Source organism: Parabacteroides sp. Y3-G-102 (assembly GCF_023656845.1).
In the GTDB taxonomy this organism is placed as follows: Bacteria; Bacteroidota; Bacteroidia; order Bacteroidales; family Tannerellaceae; genus Parabacteroides; species Parabacteroides distasonis.
Map to the genome: position 1 here is coordinate 64,946 of NZ_JAMOKU010000019.1, position 22,116 is coordinate 87,061.

The window sequence follows — 22,116 nt, forward strand, 5'->3', positions numbered from 1 at the left end:
GAGAAAAAACAGGTTTTTTGTTATCGGTTCATTTCTTTCGTGTTGTTGTTGGGTTGGCGGTGGACATTTTCAGACACGCAAGGTCATTTGCGGACAGGAAGAAACAACCTGTCATTCAGCCTTATATATTTGCACCAGTGAAGAAAAACGGAGTATTGACAAGAATAAATATATCGGTTATGGAAATAGTGACGATTGAAAAGAAAACGTTTGAACTTTGGAAACAGAGGTTTGAAAATTTTGTGGGGCGTGTGGATGCGCTCTGCGTGCCTTTGCGCAGGAAGCGTGACAAGTGGCTGGATAACTGCGAGACCTGCCGTTTGCTGAATGTTTCAGCCCGGACGATGCAGACCTACCGTGATACGGGGAAACTGCCTTATTCGCAGATAAACGGCAAGATTTACTACAAGGCTTCGGACGTGGAAACATTTCTGCTCGACCAAGTAAGGGACAATTCTAAAAAGTAGGCGTATGGATTTGATAACGAAAGATTCCGAAACCACGCTGGTGCTGTTTTCTTCCCTTGATAGGGTACTGGAAAACGTGGAGTACGTGGTAATGAACTATCGCCCGGTATTGAACGGTGAACACTACCTGACGGGCAATGAGGTGTGCAGGCGGCTTTGCATCAGCAAACGGACGTTGCAGGATTACAGGGACACGGGGCTGCTGGGCTACGTGCAGCTTCCGGGAAAAATCATCTACCGGGAAAGCGAGATTTTAGACCTGCTGGAAAGGCATTACAGAAAATGAAATCTTGAAAACATGAAATCTTGTTTTATTGATGTCTTGCTTTCTTGAAAGATTGAAATATTGAAGTATTGAAATATAGCTGTCTTGTTTGCTATATTGTTTGATTGATTGAAAGCCAGCAATATTGTGAAAAGAATCAATATTGCTGGCTTTCAATTGAATTTACAGTTTTAAATAATTGCATTTATATCATATATTTTACTGATTTTTATTTGAATCATGTTGCTTCTTCTTATTATTATCCTGTTCTATCCTTGTAATATTTGTTGATATGTTTTTTATCTCGTGTTCTAAACTGTTTTGACTATTATGTATATTAACAATTTCTTTTTCAACCTTTTCTTGGTTATTTAGAAGAGTGGAATAAGAAAATGTGTACCAAATTGTAGCAATAGCCACAAGCCCAATAATTGTCCATATATACCATTGGATTGGTAATTTTTCTTTGATGTCAATTTGTATATCTTTTATGGAATTCATTATCTCTTTTTTCGCATCATCTATCTTCTTTTCCAGTTCTCTTCTCAAATCAGTATGGGCATTTTCATTTTGAGAAGTGTAATTGGAAAATTTGTCTTCTAATCTATAGTAATTATTCCATAAGTGCTGACCAGTTGATGTTTCAGGAGAATATACTTCAGAACTACTTACTGTATGATTTTTATTATTGGAATATTGAGAATCTGATTCAGAACTTATATATTCAGAATCAGATTGTCTACCTCTTTTTGAATAGTTCTTGATTTTTTTAAAACTGGAACTTAAATCATATTCACTAGCAGCTTTATTTGAAGACGAGAACTGGTTCTTTCTATTTGATTTATAAGTCCCCATATTTAAAAATCAGCCAAATTAACAAATAAATCTTTTTCTACGGATAAGGAAAGGGTATAGATATCTTTTATTAAACTTTTGTCATTTATGTTTTTAAGTTCATTTGTCAAATAGTTATCGGTATCAATAGCGATACCAACATGCTGTACTCTATCTTTGTTCCTAAACTCTCTATCATAAAAATCATCTTCTTGATTTAATGGACCTATTTGATACATTCCATTTTCATATACTAAATTAAATAAAAAGTCTTTCGCTGGATACTTATCGATAAAAAATTTAGATGGGAATGAGTTTTTAAACTTGTTTAGGATTGTATTATAATCACTGGATTTAACTTTGTATGTTCCGATAATTCTACAGCCAATCCTTTTTATAACCAAATCACCTAAAGCTGTTGTAATTGCATTGTATATTTTTTCAAATTTTGAATAAAATTCCTCTATAGAATTAATTTTGTTAGATATAAAATTAAACCGATTAAAAGTTACGATAATGGTATTAGAGGTTTCTTCTTTATTTTCATGGTCTCGTATTGTTACTTCTCCTTGTCCAATTTCCCAATGAAAAATGTTGAAAGGTTTAGCTTTTTCGATAAGTTCTACTATAGCTCCTTTTTTATCTAACATTGATACTTTGGGCTCAAATCGCAATTCGATAATAAATTTCCGATTTCCGATATTTTTACTGTCTATATTATCTTTCATGTTTCTTAAATAATAAATTGTCTGCAAAAATACAAAATTATTTTGTGATAAGTAAATAGAATTTGCCTTCTCTATTTGCTAAGTTGTTTCTCTACGTATTGCATATCCCTTAGTATCGTTTGGTCTAATACCTTTGCGTAGTGCTGTGTCATTCGGGTAGATGAATGCCCCAGCATTTTAGCCACATTCGGCAGTGACACGTTGTTAGCCAGTGCGATAACCGATGCGAAACTGTGGCGGGCTGTGTGCGTGGTCAGGTTCTTTTTGATTCCGCACAGGTCGGCAATCTCTTTCAGGTAACTGTTCATCTTCTGATTGCAGGGAACGGGCAACAAAGTTCCTTTATCCATGCAGTAGGGGTTATCCTTATATTTTTCAAGTATCTGTTTGGGAATGCTCAAAAGCGGGATGTTACAGAGGTTGTTTGTCTTTTCACGGGGTTTCACTATCCACAGGTTGCCGTTGCTGTCCTCTGAAACGTGTTCGGGGCGCAGATTATACACGTCTATGAATGCCAGTCCGGTATATACGCAAAAGATAAAAACATCCCGTACCAGTTCCAGCCGTTCAATCCTGAACTCTTTCTGCCATATCCGGTTTATCTCGGCTTGGCTTAGGAACTGTTTGTTTACCTCCACCTCGTGAAACTTTATTCCGGCAAACGGGTTCTTTGTCAGCCACTCGTTGGCAATGGCAAGGTTTATCACTTTCTTGAAGCATTTCATGTACCGGATAACGGTGTTCTGTGCGCAATGTTTCTCCGTCTTTAGGTATAAATCGAATTTACGCACCAGTTCCCCGTTTACCTCACGCAGTAGTATATCATCTACCTTGTAGTCACGTTTAACCAGTTCCATGAGGTATTTAAGGCAGTTATCGTAACGTCTTACGGTAATATCGGCATAATCCGTCCCGATTAGCTTCCGGCAGTTGTCGTTATGCTCCTTGAACACATTATACAATGTCTTGAAAGTCTCGTCCTTTCCCTGATAGCGGTTCACTATGGCACGTGCGGAGATAATCTTTCCCTCCAGTTCCAAGTCTTGGTAAATTTGATAGAATTTCACACGCAGGGCGTCAATGTAATGGTTAAGTTCTACGGAGTTTCGGTCTTTGCCTGTCGATTTCTCTTTTTCCTGCGACCAAAGTGGGACTTTTACGCTCCGCTTTAGTTGAAGTTCCACGTATAAGCGGTCATAAGTGACACGCACACGCACGGGTGCTTCCCCGTTTTTTAACAGTTTGCTACGCTTGATGAAGAACAACACGCTGAATCTTTTTCTTTCCATACGGCTCAATTTTTAATGATACAAAGTTAGGAAATCGAACCGAGAACCCTGTTATGTAAAATAGCGCAACATGCTGTAAAAGAATGAAATAAATACCTCGTAGTGGAACATTTCGGGCTTTTAAAACCAGTCCCTTGAATAAGGACGTATAGTTTGCTCCAATCCCACTGATTTTGCCTGTTCTTGGAAATGAAAAATCCCCGAACTTCTTTGAAATTCAGGGATTTACATCGTTTTTCATTCTTAAAAAGTGGTGCCACCAGGAATCGAACCGGGGACACAAGGATTTTCAGTCCTTTGCTCTACCAACTGAGCTATGGCACCATCATGTCGTTTTGTATATCGTTGTTTCGATTACGGGTGCAAAGGTAGGTATTATTTTTAATCCAGCAAATGTTTTGAAAGAAAAATTCACAGGACAGTAAATTATCTATTTTTCCTGCAAAAAAATCCACTTTTCTCTTGCAGGTTCAAAAACAATGTGTACCTTTGCACCCGTAATCGAGACAACGATACAAAAAAACGGGATGTAGCACAGTTGGCTAGCGCGCCACGTTCGGGACGTGGAGGTCGGAAGTTCGAGTCTTCTCATCCCGACTCATCAAAAAGGCAAGAATCTTGAAAGAGATCTTGCCTTTCTTTTTTCAATCCTATTAATATCTAATGAATAACAAAAGGTATCAACATATATTGTTCGATCTGGACGGTACATTAACCGATCCTATGATTGGTATTACCAGTTCTGTAAAGTACGCCCTCTCCTATTTCAATATAGAAGTAGAAGATTTACGATCTTTATGCCCTTTCATCGGGCCACCATTAAAAACATCCTTTAAGGACTTCTATCAGTTTACAGATGAGCAAGCAGATGTAGCCATTGCTAAATACCGGGAATATTTTTCAAAACAAGGTATTTTCGAGAATACCCTGTATCAAGGTACTGATGAATTACTCCGTTTGCTTACCGAAAACGAAATGAAAATCTACTTAGCCACCTCAAAACCGCAGCCCTTCGCTCAACAAATTCTAGAATATTTCCACTTAGAATCTTATTTTACATTTGTTGGAGGAAGCACATTCGACGGAAGCCGTTCCGAAAAAGCGGATGTAATACAATATGTATTAGACAACACCGATATAAAAACACGGTCTGACGTAGTCATGATCGGTGATCGTAAATATGATATAGAAGGGGCCAAAGCGAATAACATAGATTCAATAGGAGTCCTTTACGGCTACGGGGATGAAGAAGAACTAGCGAATGCCGGAGCAAACAAAATCGTTACTGATATAAAAGAACTATCATCTTTCCTTCTAACAGGGAATATCCCCATATAGAAAGCTTAAGCAGATCTATAAATCACATTAAAAATAAACATCAGCAATAAAGAGAATGAAATATTTGGAAAGCTCGGCTTCAACCGGGCTACCAATTTTTCTATAGCGATCTTCATCTGTACACGAACCGTACTCTCTTGAACCGATAATATTTCCGCGATCTCCTTCGTTTTCAATCCCTCCTCACGAGACATCAAAAACACAAGACGGCATTTCTCAGGAAGTTCGTCAATCGCTTTATCAAGCATCTCTCTCATCTCTTTTAACTCCAAATGCTCCTCCGGAGAACCCTCATCTTCCTCTTCCATTAATGGCAACAACTCATTTAAAGAAACCCTATTCAAGTCTTTATTCCTTGCTTGAAAACGAAAAGACTCGTTACGTACGGAAATATATAAATAGGTATCTATATTATCAATATCCTTTAATCGTTTCCGGGATTGCCAGACCGAGAAAAAAACATCTGTCACAACTTCACGGCATGCCTCCTTCTCGCCTAAACAATAATAAGCGAAGCGAAAAACCTGATCATAATATAAATTATAAAAACGTTCGAAAGCTCCCCTGTTATCTACCGACACAGATTCAAGCAACCCTTTGATATCTCGCACAAAAACTCCCACTCCTTTTTCTTTGATTTGGCAAACATACTAAATATAATCTAAATGCCTTTTTAAAAAGCAGACTATTTTTTCTCATATTTTACTTGCATATTCAAATTATTAAACTACTTTTGCACCCGCAATACGGAAGTAGCTCAGTCGGTAGAGCACTGGTCTCCAAAACCAGGTGTCGGGAGTTCGAGCCTCTCCTTCCGTGCATGAGCGGCAACACTATGAATATGTGTTGCCGCTTTTTTATTATTCTCCTTCTCTTCCCATTGCGATAAAAAAGCGTAAATAAGACAACATTTTTCGTTAAAGAGACTATTTTTTCTTTCAATATATAAAGGAATATACTACTTTTATTGCCGATTTTAAATCTAATTGAGACTTAGTGTAAATCGTATACCATAGAAACAGATGACAACTAACAAATTTTCAAATCGATACTCGTCTGAGAGGAAAAAGTATTTTTTCAAAAGTAAGGCGTTTATCCTGTGCCTCGGATTATTTTTGGGAGCTGGGATTATGATCGCCCTTTATAAAACATCTGTATATTTCTCGACAGATGAATCTTGTATGATGTGCCACGTGCATCCTCACGTAGAAAACAGTTGGAAACTTTCCAAGCATGTAAATAATGGAAGTGGCGTTAAGACACATTGCGTAGCTTGTCACCTCCCACCCCAAACAAATACTTGGAAACATTATAGCGCAAAGGCTAAATTGGGTATGAAAGATGTTTGGTCATACTTGACTAAAGACAGCGCGGATTTCAATTGGGAAACTAAGTCCGAGTTGGAACACGCCGTTAAATATATCCCCAATGAATCTTGTAAGGAGTGCCATCAGAACTTATTCCCCGAAGGAATTACCGATGATGGTGTAACGGCACATTTATATTATGATGAGAATGAGAAAAAGCTAGATCTACAATGTATTAGTTGCCATTTGGATGCAGGACATTACAATCCGAACTACAATCACTCCAAGATGGTTGGTATACCAGGACAAAATACATCCGGGGCATCTTCGGATACCAGTTTGTTTTTTAAGGAACCAACTACAGTTACCTCTTTCACCGACTATGTAGAACAAATTCCCGGAACAATGGTCTCATTCAAGATGATTGCTATCCCCGGAGGTTCATTCAAAATGGGTAGTGAGGAAAAAGAGGCATTTCATAAAGCAGATGAGTCGCCTGTACACAACGTAACTGTCAGTCCGTTTTTCATGGCTGAGGTCGAGGTGACTTGGGATCAATACTGGGCTTTCTATGGGAATACGATGAGTGAGGGCCGTACCCCTCCAGAGACCGTATACGCAAATAACAGTAATCCGAATGTCGATGCCATCTCCGGTCCTACACCTCCGTTCGGTTTTCCGGATCAAGGCTGGGGTGGTGGAGATCGCCCGGCTATTACAATGACTCATTATGCGGCCGAGACTTTCTGCCAATGGTTATCCAAGAAAACAGGAAAGACTTATCGTTTACCGACCGAGGCGGAATGGGAATATGCGGCACGTGGCGGCACGGAAACGCCTTATTTCTTTACGGGCAATCCAAAAGATTTCTCCGATCAAGGCTTCTGGCGTAAATTTTTCGACGCAAAGACTGATAGTATAGGTTCTTATGTGATTTATAGCAAGAACAGCAAAAACAAGACGCAAGAACCGGATTTAGTAAAAGCCAATCCCTTTGGTTTAAAGAATATGTTGGGTAATGTAATGGAATATTGTGCCGACAAGTATGATCCTGAAGCTTACGCTAAAAGCGGAAGTAGCGCCACAGATCCATTGGTTACCGAAGGTACTGAGTGGGTAGTGAGAGGCGGTAATTACACCTCCGATGCGGCAGATCTTCGCTGCGCTTCCCGTGATTATACCAAACATGAAGCTTGGTTAAAAACCGATCCGCAACAACCGAAGAGTATCTGGTGGTACTCCGATATCAGAGGAATCGGTTTCCGTGTTGTATGTGAACCTAATAAATAGTGTCTAAAAAATAATATCATGAAAAAAGAGAACAGCATTAGCAGAAGATCATTTCTGAAAAGTTCAGCCCTAGCGGGTGCGCTTGGAGCAATTGGAACAGGTAGTACAGTTGGTGTATTAACTTCTTGTGGTGGAGGTGAAAGTGCGAACGCAATAAAGCCTTTGAAAGAACCCGGTACTTATTACGTGCCCGAATTACCAGATCTGGCGACTGATGGAAAAGAACTAAAAGCTGGTGTAATCGGTTGTGGCGGACGTGGTTCCGGAGCCGCTTTTAACTTCTTGAACGCTGCGAACGGCGTTACGATCGTGGCTTTAGGCGATACGTTCCAAGAACGTGTCGATGATTTGGCAAAGAAATTAAAAGATGAGAAAGGAATTGATGTACCGGCTGATAAACGTTTCGTCGGCTTGGATGCATACAAACAAGTGATTGATAGCGGTGTAGATGTAGTGATCGTCGCCACTCCTCCCGTATTCCGTCCAGTTCATTTCCAATACGCCACAGAAAAGGGCAAACATTCCTTCTTAGAGAAACCTATCTGTGTTGATCCGGTTGGTTACCGTACCATTATGGCTACCGCAAAACAAGCTGCGGCAAAGAACTTATGTGTCGTAACCGGTACTCAACGCCATCACCAACGCAGTTATGTCGAGTCTTACAAGAAGATCATGGAAGGATTGATCGGTGAGATCACGGGCGGTACGGTTTACTGGAATCAGAATATGCTTTGGTATCGGGATCGTCAACCGGGATGGAACGATTGCGAATATATGATCAAAGACTGGGTAAACTGGAAATGGCTTTCCGGCGACCATATCGTAGAGCAACACGTACATAATATAGATGTATTCACTTGGTTCAGCGGATTGAAACCAGTCAAGGCTGTAGGTTTCGGTTCTCGCCACCGTCGTATCACTGGCGACCAATATGATAACTTCAGCGTTGATTTCACAATGGAAAATGGTATCCATATGCATAGTATGTGCCGCCAGATAGATGGTTGTGCAAATAATGTAAGCGAATTCATCCAAGGAACCAAGGGATCATGGAGCAGTGACACGATGGAGATCAAGGATTTGGCAGGAAACGTTATCTGGAAATATGATAGTGAGGCCGAAAAAGCGAACTTCAAGCAAACTGACCCGTATACATTAGAGCATGTAAACTGGATCAACTGCATCCGTGGTGGTAAACAAATCGAGCAAGCTTCTGAGACTGCTATCTCCAATATGGCCGCAATCATGGGTCGTGAGTCCGCTTACACGGGTGCCGAGACCACTTGGGATGCCATGACTGCCTCAGCATTGGATTACACTCCGAAAGATTTGAACTTAGGAAAGATGGATATGAGCGGCTTCGTCGTTCCTGTTCCGGGTAAACCAATCGACAAGAAATAATCCAGACTGTTTATGACATTAAATAGAAGAAACTTTTTAAGAACCTCCTTATCCGGCGCTGCTTTAGCGGTAGGAAGTACGGCCTTGGCCTCCTGCTCTTCCAAGTCGGCAAACACTGCCAAAGGAGAAAAAGGGAGCGACAAGCCCGGCAAGGACCTTGAATTAAAGCTTTCTTTCCAAGAGGGAATCGCCCCGGGTGAAAGTTTGAACGAGAAACTTGATTTTATGGAGAAGTTGGGCGTTGTAGGTTTTGAGCCGGGTGGCGGAGGATTAGCCAGCCGGGTAAACGAGATCAAGCAGGCCTTAAACGGACGTAATATCAAAGTGAGTGCCATTTGCGCCGGCTTCAAAGGCTTTATTCTTTCTACCGATCCAGCCATCCGCAAGGAATGCATGGATACGATGAAAGAGATCATCGCCGCAGCCGGTGAATTAGGTTCTACGGGCGTGATTATCGTTCCTGCCTTTAATGGTCAAGTCCCCGCCTTGCCTCATACGATGGAGACACGGGATTTCCTTTGCGAGCAATTCAACGAGATGGGAACTTTCGCCGCCCAGCATGGGACTAGCGTCATCTTTGAACCTTTGAACCGAAAAGAGTGTTTTTATCTACGTCAAGTAGCCGACGCCGCCTCTTTATGCCGGGATATCAATAATCCGGGTGTACGTTGCATGGGCGACTTCTGGCATATGACATGGGAAGAGACCTCTGATATGGGAGCCTTTATCTCCGGTGGAGAGTATCTCCAACACGTACACGTGGCCAGCCGCAAACGTCGCAGCATGCCGGGTGAGGATGGAGATGCCGATAACTATATCAATGGCTTCAAGGGATTGAAAATGATTGGTTATAACAACTACGTAAGTTTCGAGTGCGGATGTCAGGGAGACCGTAACGTGGTAGTCCCCGCCGCCGTCAAGTTATTACGTGAACAATGGGAACAAGCTTGATAAGATGCCTTTAGTATACCCAAATATGCAATTGAGTGAGGTGGTGGAAGAACACCCCTCACTCATTCCCGTAATCAACCGGTTTGGGATTCGTCTCGGGCTTGGCGACAAATCGGTGAAGACGCTCTGTGAAGAACATTCGCTGGATACGGACTTTTTATTGACAGTGATCAATACCTTCCTCAACGAGGAGTATTTTCCGGAGAAGAAGTTACAAACTTTCCATACATCGCAGATTATTGATTACCTGACAAAGACGAACCAATACTATTTACGTTATCAGCTCCCCAATATAGAACGCCATCTAGGTTCCTTTATCTCGATGAGTACGCCCGGCAATCCTACTCTTGGATTGATAGGACGCTTCTTCTCCTCATTCAAGGAAGAACTCATCGCCCGCATTGAGAAAGATGATAAGATATGGTTCCCCTACTGCATGTCGTTAAGTAAAAAGCTGGGAAAAGAACCGGCGCGAACGATCGATGGATTGCAAATCACCTCCGAGCAACGTACGGAAGATACCATCGAGGCCCTTTTAGCCGACTTAAAAAGTATCATGGTCAAGCATCTTTCGGGAGATTACGACGAGAATTTATGTTATGCCGTCCTCTTCTCCGTCTGTAGTCTGGAGAAAGACATCAAACAACACAACCGGATCCGGTATCGAATCCTTACCCCCATGGTCTCGGCCATGGAAAAATTATGTATCTAACGATCTGAAATGCATCGAAACAAACAAATAGCGATCATACTGTCTGATACCCTAAGAAGTATTGGGCTGCAAAGCTTGCTGACCGACTACTTCCCCCCGGTAGAGGTTTGCTATTTTCCAAATTTCGAGATGCTTTCCTCCACAGGAAGCGACACCTACGATTACTATTTCACCGATTCAGATACCCTTGTGCTCAACGCAGATTTCTTCCTCCCGAGAAGAAACAAGACCGCCCTCCTCATCGACAGCACCGAAGAACACGGGGCGCTCTCGTCTACGAACCGTATCACGTTACGTTCCTCCCAAGAGACCATTATCGAGCAATTGCAACAATTATTTACGAGCGACAGCTCCGGCAACACCACTACCGAAAACAACAAGGACCTATCCAGCCGTGAGGTAGACGTACTTCAACTGATCGTAAAAGGCATCACGAATAAAGAGATCGCCGATAAGCTGAACATCAGCTTGAACACCGTCCTCACCCATCGTAAGAACATCACCGCCAAGCTGGGCATCAAGACCGTTTCCGGCCTCACCTTCTACGCCATCATGAACGGGATCATCTCAGGTGACGATATCGAACTATAGCGAAGCCAACAAACCAGCTTTCAAAATCACTACATCTAGTGATTGACCATCCTGTTTCTTTACCGTTTCTTCGCGATTGAAAAAATATACTAACAAAAGAAATTCGATGAAGAGACACTACTTAGGTATCATCGCCCTAGGTGCGTTGGGGCTGCAAAATGTATACGCCGAGAATATCAAGGCTAACGAGAACGACACGATAAAAACCTATAACATGGGTGAGGTAATCGTGACCTCATCCACGAAGGAGACAAATAACCTCCGTACGTTACCCGGTTCCGTATCAATCCTTTCCCCGCAAATGATCTCCGGCAGGCAGATCGACGCATTAAAGGATATAAGTTCTTTCGTCCCGAATCTATACATGCCGGATTATGGGGCAAAACTAACCTCGGCCATCTATATCCGCGGTATCGGAGCCAGAAGTAGCGGACAATCCGTGGGCTTATATGTAGACAACGTGCCTTATCTGGATAAAAGCACCTTCGATTTCGAGCTGACCGATATCCAACGCATCGAGGTATTACGAGGGCCGCAAGGAACCTTGTATGGTCGTAACGCCATGGGGGGCATCGTAAATATCTATACCATCTCCCCGTTCGATTACCAAGGAAAGAAACTCTCCCTATCGGCCGGAAGCTACGGGCAATATAAAGTCAAAGCCTCCCATTATGCTAAGTTGAGCGAGACCATCGGATTCACCGCCGCCGCTTTCTATGACCATAGCGACGGTTTCTACACCAATGCCTACGATGGGAAAAAGATCGATAAGGAAGACAACGTTGGCGGCCGATTCAAGTTAGAAGGTCGCTTCAATCCGAGCTTCCGTGCCTCCTACTCCCTTTCCGTAGATTATACGGATCAAGGAGCGTTTCCATATGGTATGTTCATCGGAACCGGAAATACCGATCACAAGTATGTAAATCCTATCAATATCAACGATCCCAGCTCTTATAAACGGACGGTCATCGCCAATAACCTGTCCCTCGAATACCGGAATGAGCACGTGATACTGAGCAGTATCACCGGTCATCAATATTTCAAGGATGATATGAAGATGGATCAAGACTTCTCCCCTCTCTCGATCTTTACCCTCAACCAAAAGCAAAAGCAAAACGCTTTCAGCGAGGAATTGGCGATCAAGAGCAACACGAGGAATAATTACCAATGGTCCTTCGGACTCTACGGTTTCTACGACGATCTACATACGGACGGCCCGGTCGATTTCAAGGAAGACGGAATTAAGACCGTTCTCCAGCCCGTATTCGATCAATTGAAGAAAGATCACCCTAAGATGCCCTATCTAAAAATACTGGACGATCATCTTTATATTCCGGGTTCTTTCGACACCCCTTCTTATGGCCTTGCTTTGTATCACCAATCCACTTATAACAATCTGTTCACGGAAGGCCTGTCAATTACCGCCGGTATCCGCTTGGATTACGAGAAGCAAAAGATGGATTACAATTCCGAGGCTAAGATGAGAATGGGTTTCGGCTTCGTAGAAAACGGACCGGTTATCGACATCGAGAAACTTTTCCCGATCCCAACCACCGTGATGGACGCCAGTGTCTCCCAAGACTTCTGGCAAGTACTTCCGAAAGTCTCTTTAAAGTACGAATGCTCGTCAAACACGTTCACCTATGTATCGGTAGCGAAAGGTTATAAGACCGGGGGCTACAACGTACAAATGTCGGCAGACGTGATGCAAAGCCAGATGCAATACGATATGATGAGCGCTTTCAAGGACATGATGCCGATCGAGGTCAAAGAACCTACCCCCATCGAGGAAGTAGCCTCCTACAAACCGGAGAAAAGCTGGAACTACGAGATCGGTATCCGTAGCGAGTTGCTATTCCAACGCCTAAGCGCAGAATTAACAGGTTTCTATATGGACATTCAAGACGTGCAGTTGACCAAGTTCGTGAACAGCGGCAACGGCCGTATCCTCACCAACGCCGGGAAAGCCAAAAGCTACGGTATAGAGGCCTCCTTGCGTGCCCGCATCATCGATGGGCTAACCGCCGACGTTAATTACGGTTTCACCCATGCTACGTTCCGGGATTACAACAATGGGAAAGAGGATTTCAAGAACAACTTCATCCCATATACCCCACGTCATACCTTCAACGTAGGACTGCAATACACCCGCCTGTTCCGTAACGCATGGATAGACCAATTCTCCGCCTCCACCCAATTCAGCGGTGTCGGAAAGATCTTCTGGACCGAGCGAAACGACATCTACCAGAAATTCTACGGAACGGTGAACGCAAAGGTAGGCGTACGCAAAGGTATCGTCAACGTAAACCTATGGAGCCGTAATATAACGAACACCCATTACTCGGCATTCTATTTCGAGTCGTTCGGAAATCCGTTTATCCAATTAGGTAAGCCCTTCCAGATCGGTGCGGAGGTGGCGATCGCCTTTTAAGCGCAAGCGTTCGATAGAAATAAAAAACGGGAGAGCCGGTTCTTACACCAACTCTCCCGATTACTTTATTCCGACTTTCCTATATTCGGTAACTTACTTCAAAAACTATAATCCTTCGATCTTCTCTTCCGGTAAACCGGTGCTCTGGGCAATCAAAGATTTAGATACCCCCGACTCTTTTAAATTCTTGGCGATAGCATATTTCTCTGATAGGCGACCTTTCTCCAGACCTTCCCTCAAGCCTTCCTCCAGGCCTTCCTTCATCCCATTCGCCTTTGCTTCCGCTATCGCTTTCTCTTTTGCTTCCTCTACTTCCTGCAAGAAAGTCTCTTCCGCAAGACGGTTGACATTGTAGCGATCCACGGCACGGTCATAGGCGAGACGATTCTCCGGAGAGAGATTCGCCACGGCGGCCAAACGAGATAGATGAGCGAACACCTGTTCTTTCAAGGCATCCGGCATTCGAATCCAATGTTCCATATTCTTTAACGCATAAAAAAGTCTTTCTAATAAAGTTTCGCACTCATCCAGTTCCTTCGTAAAATAAGGGAACTGCAAATAGATCTGCCGGAAATGAGGGTTCAGCGTCTCATGACTTTCTAGATCCAGAATTCCAGAATCCACACGGAAACGATCCGGTAAATCCGGCTCCTTGAAATTCATGAAAAAAACACCATACACCGTATGTAGCTTATAGATTGCGCCATACGACATCGAAGGTTCCCGCACCTCCAGCCCTTCCTCCCCGTCATCCGGTGAGTGTACTTCCACCGCTAGCGGGGCCTCAATCTGACGGCTCACCGCACGACACATATAATATAATGTTCGGTCCACGAAATTCAGATGCTTGCGGTTCTGCATCTCCACGATGATATATTCTCCCGTGGAGGTACGGCAATAGAGGTCGTAAATGATCCCCTTGTCACGTACATGCTCTGCATGATCCTCCTTGTCGAGAAACATCAGATCCTCAATCCGATGCTCACCAGCCAACAACTCGTTCAATAACGTGATCAAGAACGGCTTGCTAGCCGGCTGACCGAAAATAATCTTAAAACCAATATCCGTAAACGGATTCACGAACTTTCCCATAGCTAATTATTTTTAGTTAAACCTATTGTTTATTCTAGACCGCAAACATACGGAATTTTTATCAAAGAATAAAACGCAAGCATTCAATTCTTTTCAACATAAACCTATGGAGCCACAATATAACGAAATCGGGAGAGCCGGCTATTACACCAACTCTCCCGATAACATTTCACATAAAAACAAAATCGATCTTTTTTATCTAGCTATTTTAAAAATCGTAAGAAATATCAGCTTAAAGTACTCAAACAATGTAGGATGGTTAATATATCTCATATTGAGTTCAATTTTCGCCGGCATAATATCCTCAACATAAGTTTTGTCGGGATTTGAAGACTGTCCAAGTAACCTATTTTCATCCATATACACTATAGATGCGTAATCTGTAATACCCGGCCGGACAGCTAACACACGCCTTTGTTCAGTCGTATACATATCGACATACTTACGCACCTCGGGCCGAGGACCTACCAAACTCATATCCCCTTTAAGTACATTGATCAATTGAGGAAACTCATCCAATTTATACTTACGGATATAATAACCAGACCGTGTAATCCGTGGATCACGCCCTCCTACGGTAATAAGTCCCTTCTTATCAGAACCTACACGCATACTTCGAAATTTAAGCAACTGAAAATCTCGATTGTTACGTCCTACACGAATTTGCCTATAAAAAACAGGTCCGGTAGAATCACACTTAATCCAAATTGCCAGAATAACAAACAAAGGACTTAGCAAGATAAGACCTATCCCGCTGGCTACAACATCAAAAAAACGTTTCAAATCGATTGATTATTTTATTGGGTAATAATATCAACAAAATTAGAAATCACATACTCTACGTCCTCATTCGTAAGACTGGTATGCAAAGGAAGAGTAATCTCGTTATGGTATTGGTTGTAAGCATTCGGATAATCTACGATATCAAAACCTAAATTTTTATAGGCCGTCATCATTGGTAAAGGCTTATAATGTACGTTACAAGCGATTCCACGTTCAGCCATCCGCTCTATCACAGCATTTCGATATTCCACATCCTCACCAAGCAAACGTACTAGATACAAATGCCCACTCGAAGAATGGTCATCACCAAAATGATCCAAGACCTGCACATCGCACCCCCTCAGTCCTTCATTATACCTCTCAATAATCTGACGACGACGATACAGCATTTCCGGATAACGCTTCAACTGCGCAAGACCAATACCCGCCATTACATCCGTCATATTACACTTATAATACGGAGCGACAATATCATACTCCCATGCTCCCAACCTCGTCTTAGCTAGTGCGTCCTTGTTCTGCCCATGAAGGGAAAGCAATTGAAACTGTTTATAAAGAGACTCGTTGTCAACCCCATCATGATTTCTCCAAGTCAACGCACCTCCCTCTGCTGTCGTAAGATTTTTCACGGCATGGAAGGAAAACGAAGTAAAATCAGCGATCTCACCACACATCTTTCCATGCCATTTGGCACCAAAAGCATGGGCGGCATCCGCAAGTACGATAACCCGACCGTATGCCTTCTGGATATCATTCACTGGCGAAAACAAATGTTTCTTGCTCTCTACGGCAGCGAATATCTTATCATAATCACAAACCACACCGGCAAGATCAACAGGCAGAACCACCTTTGTCTTCTCCGTGATCGCATCTGCCAACTTATCATAATCCATCTCAAACGAATCAGGAGCGGTATCTACCATGACAACCTTTGCCCCCACATGACAAGTTACACTTGCGGTAGCGGTATACGTATAAGCGGAAGTAATCACCTCGTCTCCTGGCCCAACGCCCAAAACACGCAATATCAACTCCATACAAGCCGTAGCCGAATTCAAGCATACAGCTTGATCCGTTTGGCAGCACATGGCAATTAATCTCTCAAATTCTTTTGTCTTAGGCCCCGTGGTAATCCAGCCGGAACGAAGAGCCTCGGCAACCTCATTGATCTCTGCCTCTGACATATCGGGAGGCGAGAAAGATATCTTTTTCATAAAACAAACTATTAATAAGTACAATCTCAATAAGATCTAACCAAATAATAGATACCCATCAACTTTCACTGATATTATTGATTTGTAAGTATCCTTGTACTATTAGGAGAATATATTGTAAGATTTCTAATCGAAATTATGAATTTCTGTATCAATATACCTTTAAGCAAGCCTTTCGCTTAATATTGAGAGTAGAATCTTTCTAAACACCTCTACATCCATAAATATATCTTTTGGATGGTTATTACTATATATTGGGATACAAATTCTATTAAATTATAATGATCCTTTCATTACATTTATCATTCGATCATACATATCACTTAAATTTCTTTTAGGAAACCACCCTAAATTTCTTAATTTTTGAGTATCCAAGTCTAAATATAATGTACTTGCATATCCCAATCTAGATATATCTTGTTCTTCTACTACAACCTGAATACCATATTTCTCAGCAACAAGATCTGCCATTTCATAAATAGAACAAAATGTATCTTCATTAGCCGCAGTATAAATTTGTCCGATTACACCTTTTAATAAAACTGTAAGAATTGCAGCCACAGCATCTGCTGTATATAAATAGTTTCTTTTCGTTTCTCCTTTAGTTTTCAATATAATATTTTCCCCAGTAATAGCACAACGAGCAAATTCTGCAAAAACTCTTCTATCATTGAAACTGACACCCGGCCCAAAGGTCTGAGATAAACGAACTATTTTAGTAGGGACTCCGTATTCCATTGCATAAGAACAACATAAGTTCTCACAAAGTTGCTTACTTAATGGATAGCTATTCCTAATATTTGTCGAATCAAAAGATCCAGCATCTTTCTCCGTCACTTTGTATCCTCTTTTAGGAGTACCAAAAACTTCCATTGTTGACAAATAGACAAAACCTTCTACCTTTTTTTCTCTTGCAAATTCCAAAAGATTACATGTACCTTCAAATGAAACCCTTATTACTTCAACCGGATTACTCACAAAGTATTGGCTAGATGTCGGATTGGCACCATGGATAATATAATCAATTTTACTAGCATTAATTATTATATTTGTTATATCACCAAGTACAAATTCCAATTCATCATAAGACTTAATAAATGTCTCATATATCTTTTTTGCCTTATCTTGATTCCTAATTAGTGCTATAACTCGTAATTTAAGATTCATCTTTCTACTCACATATAATAAAGTCTTGATTAAAGTTGAACCTATCAGCCCTGTAGCACCAGTAACAACAATTGTTTTTTCTTTTAGTTTTTTCCAATCTATATAATCAGCTAATAATATAGATTCCATATCATCTTCATATATCGACATACGTTGTATACCTTCACAAATTTTCATATACCCAATATTTGTAGATTTTCTCTTGCATCAATGATCGCTCTAAAAATATAAAAGTCCCCGGGAGTCGTAATTTTAATATTCTCTGGCGTTCCCTCAACAGTATACAATTTATAACCATAATTTTGCATTAAACAAGCAGAATCTACAAATTCTTTGCCACCGTCAACTTGAGCTCTATAGTGAGCATCCAAAATATCTTTTAAATAAAAACATTGCGGCGCCTTAGCCAATTGACATTGAGAACGATCTATAATTTGTCCTACTTTACCTTCTTCTCCTTTCAATGCTATAGTTTCTATAGCTGGAGAAACAGTTACAGCAGAACCATGTTTTCTTACACATTCTAAATCTTTTGTAATTGTTTCTTCATCAATAAGTGGCCTTACTCCATCATGAATCAAAACAATAGAATCTCCAGAAAACTGCTCAGCGGCCTTACTCAATCCTTTATAAATAGATTGTTGTCCAGTATTACCCCCAGGAATAATCGCACAAATTTTTGACAAATGATATTTTTCTGCCAAATCAAAACAGTAATCTAGCCAATCCTGAATACTAACTAAAATAATATGATCTATCTCATTATGTTGTTGAAATTGTTCCAATGTGTAAACTAAAATAGGTTTTCCATGTAATTCTAAAAATTGTTTTGGTCTTGTTTTCGTATTCATTCGTTGACCAGTCCCACCTGCAAAAACAATAGCAATATTCATTAAATCATTTTATTTTAACATTAAACATATTTATCACTTATTACAATAATAAATCCCTTTAAACTTTTTATATGACTCAGTCGTACTTAAATAAACAACTTCATGCTTCGCCACTCTATGTTCAATAGGAGGTAGCTTCATATAGTCTCCCCAAATTCTAGTCAAATAACGTTTATATCCCACCATTACAGGCAATTGATATCCCTCAAAATCTTTTCTTATCACATTTTCAAAATCCTTTTTTGGATGTCTCAATAGCATTCCATGAATAGCACCTATTAATTCTGTAACCTCAGCACAATCATTCCAAGAATATTTAGACATCTGTTTTTCCGCATGTTTCCACAATCTATAGCGTATATTTTGAGATGGTATAATTTTATATAGAATACTAGTAATCATCCTTATAATTAAGCCCTTATTATTAGGCAATCGCTGAACATTAAATAAGCTAAACATAAAAGCATTGAATAATTGTCTTAGTCGTTTAATAAAAGGTTTAGGACAACCATCAATGGGCATAATCTCTAAAGCTAAACCATGACAAATATCTTCTTGTACACTATGCTTATTTATATAAGTCGTCCCGACATCCCGAATAGAAGCACCTCCATCATGATAATTATGATCTTTATCAGTACGGCAATATACATATCGATTAGTATCTGAAAACTTATTCCAAATTTCTCCTAATTTTTCATAATCTTCACGCGGCATAAATAAATCAATATCATCATCCCAAGGTATAAATCCATGATGACGTTCTATACCTATAAGACATCCACCACAAAGTGAATATCTTAAATGATGTTTCGTACAAAAATCATCGAAATACAAAAGTATTTCTAACATTTTATTTTGTAATTCTTTAATATCTACTTGTTCAATTTTCATACTTAATTTTTTAGTATATGTAACTACTACCAAACATCCCTAGGTTCATAATTGTATGACAATAAGAACTTATCATCCAGTCCTTTATGAACTTTACACAGATGCACCGACACAGCGTCATTTTTTATCAATTGTAATAATCTCAGATCATCACAAAAATCATATGTCACTAGATAAACAAATCTAAATTGACTCGCAAAGATTTCTTCAAAACCGCTTCAATACTTTGATAAAATCGATACCACAAGACCTTTGACAGTGACACATGGAATGGCATAATTTTCATTCGTTTATAATCTTTCACTATTTTTCTCCAACACAAAATCGGATTATGGAATATTTCATTAAGGTCATCTTTATAACTATGGCCAAAATTTGCGCCTACTACATTGGTCCCGTGTTGACGATATAAAATTGTACTCTCATCTATATAGTCATATACCCCCTTCTTAATGAGAATATATTCAACCCAATTATCATGAGCTCCCATAGTACCCTCAAATTGTCGGTAAGGAAGGACTAATTTCTTAGCTGCATGATTGAACATCTGTGTACAGCCATACGAGGCATGTCTATTTGTCCATTGTTTGTAAAAATTATGTACAAAATCAGGATTACGATTATCCCCTTTCCAAAGTGATGGCATTAAAACTGTCAAATTAGAGTTAACAACTGTTAAATCCGTAAAGACTCCAATAGCTGTATTTTCACTATATTTTTGTTCCAAACTTCTAAGATATAAATAGGTCCGCTCTATTTTATCTTCCATCCACACATCATCTTGATCGCAAAACATATAATAATCTGAATCTATCGATGATAATAGCTGCATAAAAGAACAGCCTGCTCCTAAATTCCCAAAACCATCAGACTTATAAACAATTTGATCTGGATACACTCTTACATACCCTTCTATAATTGAAACCGTTCCATCTGTAGATTTATCATCACGAATATATAACTTCCAATCCTTATATGTCTGATTTAGTAAAGAATCAATCTGCTCCCTCAAATAACGTTCACCGTTATAAGTTGACATTAATATTGCTACCATACTCTACGTTATTTAAATCTCTCAAATCTTTCTAAAGATCTCACACAAAGTCTCTCATAATTCACTCGATCCAATGCGAAACGCACTTTGGAAGCAACAAGTTCCACATCTGTCACATCCACACAATAACCATTATAATCATCCTCGATCAGTTCCGTAGGACCACCCAAATTGGGCACAATGGAAGGAATGCCATAAGCCATCGCCTCCAAAATCGTCATGCCAAAGGTCTCTATCCAAAGAAATGGGACAGACATATTTAACATTAAATCAGCACTATATAGATATGGATGAATATCCGATTGCTCAGGTATAAACTCTACGTTTGTAGGTATCGGTTCTGATATAAATGCATCTATCGCCTCCTTACTTGCACTCAATATCAAGCGAAAATGATACTCAGGAACAAGCGAGGCTAATCTTAAAAAATTAAAGATTCCTTTTATTTTCGACAGAGAAGCGATCATCAAGACCATATTCCTTTTACGCTCCGACAAAGGACGGACACGTACTTTAGCCATAAAATTTGATCCTAATTTATTATATCGGACTATTTCCTCACATCTAGAATCTCGGGCATATTGGGACATCGTATATTCCGATACATAAATCCGCTTGGCTACCGTATGAGTGAAAACAGATTCCATGACTCGTACAGAGAGTGAATTAGAAACAAATTTCTCGTGTATATGGTATACAATCCGTTTCCCATAAAGCCTACCAACCAAAGCGGCATAAAAAGGGACAATTGTATTAATATAAAATGTTTCATAACACCAACCATAAATCAAAGTGAGAAAAAATCCCTGCAATCGAACAACTAGAGCTGACAGTATAGGAATCGAACGACCATGGCAAAGAGGTTGCCAAAAACCGATCATCCGAACATTTGGCAACTCCGAAAGAAATCCCCTCCCATGATTCTTGTTCACAACTATATGCACTTCCTTATCTGCATACTCCGAGGATATTACATTCGCCAGTACACGGGTACTTCCCGTATAATCATTATTATTATGAAAAAAGAGGATAGATCTCATTTATAAGTCTTTTTACTTTTCAAGTTATCACTACCTAGTATATACATGCACATCACACAAAACCAATAAGGATAAGCGTTTTGGTATAAAAGAAGAAGTAGAATTAGCGTAAATACTCCGATCCTATATTTAAAGCTCATTAAATAGCTATATGTGTAAATTGCCAATCCCAAAATCAAACCTATTATCCCATTTTGAACAAGGTATTTTTTGTAACCAGACACACCTCCATAAATTGTTACATCTATAAGGTTATTACCTGTCCATATCTTTGAGGAGGAAATAAAGTACTGATACACCTTCTCAAACTCAGAGGATACTCGGTTATTCCCCACTATATTCCCGTCTTTATATTCCAGCCTATCCCATATCGAG

Annotated in this window: 21 protein-coding genes and 3 tRNA genes; 11 read left to right on the forward strand and 13 right to left on the reverse strand. The window is 40.3% G+C overall.

The features are described from left to right. The first annotated feature begins 179 nt into the window (after positions 1–179). The gene (locus NBH16_RS11450) at positions 180–467 is read left to right on the forward strand and encodes a helix-turn-helix domain-containing protein (RefSeq protein WP_087375433.1); all 288 of its coding nucleotides are present in this window, start codon (positions 180–182) and stop codon (positions 465–467) included. A gap of 4 nt (positions 468–471) precedes the next feature. Continuing rightward, positions 472–753, forward strand: a complete 282-nt coding sequence (locus NBH16_RS11455) for a helix-turn-helix domain-containing protein (RefSeq protein ID WP_122289883.1) — start codon at positions 472–474, stop codon at positions 751–753. Between the two features lie 198 nt (positions 754–951). On the opposite strand, the gene NBH16_RS11460 is transcribed toward NBH16_RS11455, so the two are convergent. The 4 genes from NBH16_RS11460 to NBH16_RS11475 form a co-directional block, all read right to left on the reverse strand. Then, positions 952–1,587, reverse strand: coding sequence for a hypothetical protein (locus tag NBH16_RS11460; RefSeq protein WP_087375404.1), 636 nt, complete (start codon positions 1,585–1,587; stop codon positions 952–954). A gap of 2 nt (positions 1,588–1,589) precedes the next feature. After that, positions 1,590–2,294, reverse strand: coding sequence for a hypothetical protein (locus NBH16_RS11465; RefSeq protein ID WP_147378977.1), 705 nt, complete (start codon positions 2,292–2,294; stop codon positions 1,590–1,592). Positions 2,295–2,365: 71 nt separating this feature from the next. Further along, positions 2,366–3,583: a site-specific integrase gene (locus NBH16_RS11470; protein WP_122289879.1), complete on the reverse strand. Its 1,218-nt coding sequence runs from the start codon at positions 3,581–3,583 to the stop codon at positions 2,366–2,368. Between the two features lie 251 nt (positions 3,584–3,834). Then, positions 3,835–3,907 (reverse strand) — tRNA-Phe (locus tag NBH16_RS11475). 199 nt (positions 3,908–4,106) lie between these two features. Between NBH16_RS11475 and NBH16_RS11480 the strand changes: the two genes are divergently transcribed. Both NBH16_RS11480 and NBH16_RS11485 read left to right on the forward strand, forming a co-directional pair. Then, positions 4,107–4,180, forward strand: a tRNA-Pro gene (locus NBH16_RS11480). Between the two features lie 66 nt (positions 4,181–4,246). Beyond that, positions 4,247–4,921, forward strand: a complete 675-nt coding sequence (locus tag NBH16_RS11485) for an HAD family hydrolase (RefSeq protein WP_250788564.1) — start codon at positions 4,247–4,249, stop codon at positions 4,919–4,921. 5 nt (positions 4,922–4,926) lie between these two features. Here NBH16_RS11485 and NBH16_RS11490 read toward each other — a convergent pair whose 3' ends face one another. Then, on the reverse strand, positions 4,927–5,532 hold the full coding sequence (locus tag NBH16_RS11490; protein WP_005858709.1) for an RNA polymerase sigma-70 factor: 606 nt from the start codon (positions 5,530–5,532) through the stop codon (positions 4,927–4,929). 135 nt (positions 5,533–5,667) lie between these two features. Here NBH16_RS11490 and NBH16_RS11495 point away from each other — a divergent pair. The 7 genes from NBH16_RS11495 to NBH16_RS11525 all read left to right on the forward strand — a co-directional run bounded on the left by NBH16_RS11495 (position 5,668) and on the right by NBH16_RS11525 (position 13,604). Beyond that, a tRNA-Trp gene (locus NBH16_RS11495) sits at positions 5,668–5,740 on the forward strand. A gap of 203 nt (positions 5,741–5,943) precedes the next feature. Then, positions 5,944–7,518 carry an SUMF1/EgtB/PvdO family nonheme iron enzyme gene (locus tag NBH16_RS11500; RefSeq protein ID WP_005858711.1) on the forward strand — a complete coding sequence of 525 codons (1,575 nt, stop codon included), beginning with the start codon at positions 5,944–5,946 and terminating at the stop codon, positions 7,516–7,518. Between the two features lie 18 nt (positions 7,519–7,536). Continuing rightward, the gene (locus tag NBH16_RS11505) at positions 7,537–8,919 is read left to right on the forward strand and encodes a Gfo/Idh/MocA family oxidoreductase (protein ID WP_005858713.1); all 1,383 of its coding nucleotides are present in this window, start codon (positions 7,537–7,539) and stop codon (positions 8,917–8,919) included. Between the two features lie 12 nt (positions 8,920–8,931). Continuing rightward, positions 8,932–9,870: a sugar phosphate isomerase/epimerase family protein gene (locus NBH16_RS11510; RefSeq protein WP_005858715.1), complete on the forward strand. Its 939-nt coding sequence runs from the start codon at positions 8,932–8,934 to the stop codon at positions 9,868–9,870. A gap of 25 nt (positions 9,871–9,895) precedes the next feature. Beyond that, positions 9,896–10,582 carry a hypothetical protein gene (locus NBH16_RS11515; protein ID WP_005868596.1) on the forward strand — a complete coding sequence of 229 codons (687 nt, stop codon included), beginning with the start codon at positions 9,896–9,898 and terminating at the stop codon, positions 10,580–10,582. 9 nt (positions 10,583–10,591) lie between these two features. Next, positions 10,592–11,173 (forward strand): helix-turn-helix transcriptional regulator, encoded by a 582-nt coding sequence (locus NBH16_RS11520; RefSeq protein WP_005868594.1) that lies wholly within the window; start codon positions 10,592–10,594, stop codon positions 11,171–11,173. A gap of 106 nt (positions 11,174–11,279) precedes the next feature. Continuing rightward, positions 11,280–13,604, forward strand: a complete 2,325-nt coding sequence (locus NBH16_RS11525; RefSeq protein ID WP_250788566.1) for a TonB-dependent receptor — start codon at positions 11,280–11,282, stop codon at positions 13,602–13,604. A gap of 105 nt (positions 13,605–13,709) precedes the next feature. Here the strand turns inward: NBH16_RS11525 and NBH16_RS11530 are convergent, their stop codons facing one another. The 8 genes from NBH16_RS11530 to NBH16_RS11565 form a co-directional block, all read right to left on the reverse strand. Further along, entirely contained in the window at positions 13,710–14,696 is a 987-nt protein-coding gene (locus NBH16_RS11530; protein ID WP_009276121.1) for a PD-(D/E)XK nuclease family transposase, read from the reverse strand. A 195-nt stretch (positions 14,697–14,891) separates the two neighbouring features. Next, the gene (locus NBH16_RS11535; RefSeq protein WP_005858723.1) at positions 14,892–15,479 is read right to left on the reverse strand and encodes a sugar transferase; all 588 of its coding nucleotides are present in this window, start codon (positions 15,477–15,479) and stop codon (positions 14,892–14,894) included. A gap of 14 nt (positions 15,480–15,493) precedes the next feature. Next, positions 15,494–16,693 (reverse strand): DegT/DnrJ/EryC1/StrS family aminotransferase, encoded by a 1,200-nt coding sequence (locus tag NBH16_RS11540; RefSeq protein WP_250788568.1) that lies wholly within the window; start codon positions 16,691–16,693, stop codon positions 15,494–15,496. Between the two features lie 276 nt (positions 16,694–16,969). Beyond that, a complete protein-coding gene (locus NBH16_RS11545; RefSeq protein ID WP_234060785.1) occupies positions 16,970–18,037 on the reverse strand; it encodes an NAD-dependent epimerase/dehydratase family protein in 1,068 nt (355 codons plus the stop codon). Next, positions 18,034–18,753 carry an IspD/TarI family cytidylyltransferase gene (locus NBH16_RS11550; RefSeq protein WP_022193177.1) on the reverse strand — a complete coding sequence of 240 codons (720 nt, stop codon included), beginning with the start codon at positions 18,751–18,753 and terminating at the stop codon, positions 18,034–18,036. Before NBH16_RS11550 ends, NBH16_RS11545 begins: the two co-directional genes overlap by 4 nt. Before the next feature lie 33 nt (positions 18,754–18,786). Next, positions 18,787–19,647 carry a LicD family protein gene (locus tag NBH16_RS11555; RefSeq protein ID WP_057327939.1) on the reverse strand — a complete coding sequence of 287 codons (861 nt, stop codon included), beginning with the start codon at positions 19,645–19,647 and terminating at the stop codon, positions 18,787–18,789. Positions 19,648–19,816: 169 nt separating this feature from the next. Beyond that, a complete protein-coding gene (locus NBH16_RS11560; protein ID WP_022193179.1) occupies positions 19,817–20,701 on the reverse strand; it encodes a glycosyltransferase family 2 protein in 885 nt (294 codons plus the stop codon). Positions 20,702–20,709: 8 nt separating this feature from the next. Beyond that, positions 20,710–21,741 (reverse strand): glycosyltransferase family 4 protein, encoded by a 1,032-nt coding sequence (locus NBH16_RS11565; protein WP_250788570.1) that lies wholly within the window; start codon positions 21,739–21,741, stop codon positions 20,710–20,712. Positions 21,742–22,116: the final 375 nt, after the last annotated feature.

Coding starts and splice junctions, on each gene's coding strand:
- NBH16_RS11450 (WP_087375433.1), top strand. CDS start 180: ATGGAAATAGTGACGATTGAAAAGAAAACGTTTGAACTTTGGAAACAG.
- NBH16_RS11455 (WP_122289883.1), top strand. CDS start 472: ATGGATTTGATAACGAAAGATTCCGAAACCACGCTGGTGCTGTTTTCT.
- NBH16_RS11460 (WP_087375404.1), bottom strand. CDS start 1,587: ATGGGGACTTATAAATCAAATAGAAAGAACCAGTTCTCGTCTTCAAAT.
- NBH16_RS11465 (WP_147378977.1), bottom strand. CDS start 2,294: ATGAAAGATAATATAGACAGTAAAAATATCGGAAATCGGAAATTTATT.
- NBH16_RS11470 (WP_122289879.1), bottom strand. CDS start 3,583: ATGGAAAGAAAAAGATTCAGCGTGTTGTTCTTCATCAAGCGTAGCAAA.
- NBH16_RS11485 (WP_250788564.1), top strand. CDS start 4,247: ATGAATAACAAAAGGTATCAACATATATTGTTCGATCTGGACGGTACA.
- NBH16_RS11500 (WP_005858711.1), top strand. CDS start 5,944: ATGACAACTAACAAATTTTCAAATCGATACTCGTCTGAGAGGAAAAAG.
- NBH16_RS11505 (WP_005858713.1), top strand. CDS start 7,537: ATGAAAAAAGAGAACAGCATTAGCAGAAGATCATTTCTGAAAAGTTCA.
- NBH16_RS11510 (WP_005858715.1), top strand. CDS start 8,932: ATGACATTAAATAGAAGAAACTTTTTAAGAACCTCCTTATCCGGCGCT.
- NBH16_RS11515 (WP_005868596.1), top strand. CDS start 9,896: ATGCAATTGAGTGAGGTGGTGGAAGAACACCCCTCACTCATTCCCGTA.
- NBH16_RS11520 (WP_005868594.1), top strand. CDS start 10,592: ATGCATCGAAACAAACAAATAGCGATCATACTGTCTGATACCCTAAGA.
- NBH16_RS11525 (WP_250788566.1), top strand. CDS start 11,280: ATGAAGAGACACTACTTAGGTATCATCGCCCTAGGTGCGTTGGGGCTG.
- NBH16_RS11530 (WP_009276121.1), bottom strand. CDS start 14,696: ATGGGAAAGTTCGTGAATCCGTTTACGGATATTGGTTTTAAGATTATT.
- NBH16_RS11540 (WP_250788568.1), bottom strand. CDS start 16,693: ATGAAAAAGATATCTTTCTCGCCTCCCGATATGTCAGAGGCAGAGATC.
- NBH16_RS11545 (WP_234060785.1), bottom strand. CDS start 18,037: ATGAAAATTTGTGAAGGTATACAACGTATGTCGATATATGAAGATGAT.
- NBH16_RS11550 (WP_022193177.1), bottom strand. CDS start 18,753: ATGAATATTGCTATTGTTTTTGCAGGTGGGACTGGTCAACGAATGAAT.
- NBH16_RS11555 (WP_057327939.1), bottom strand. CDS start 19,647: ATGAAAATTGAACAAGTAGATATTAAAGAATTACAAAATAAAATGTTA.
- NBH16_RS11560 (WP_022193179.1), bottom strand. CDS start 20,701: ATGGTAGCAATATTAATGTCAACTTATAACGGTGAACGTTATTTGAGG.
- NBH16_RS11565 (WP_250788570.1), bottom strand. CDS start 21,741: ATGAGATCTATCCTCTTTTTTCATAATAATAATGATTATACGGGAAGT.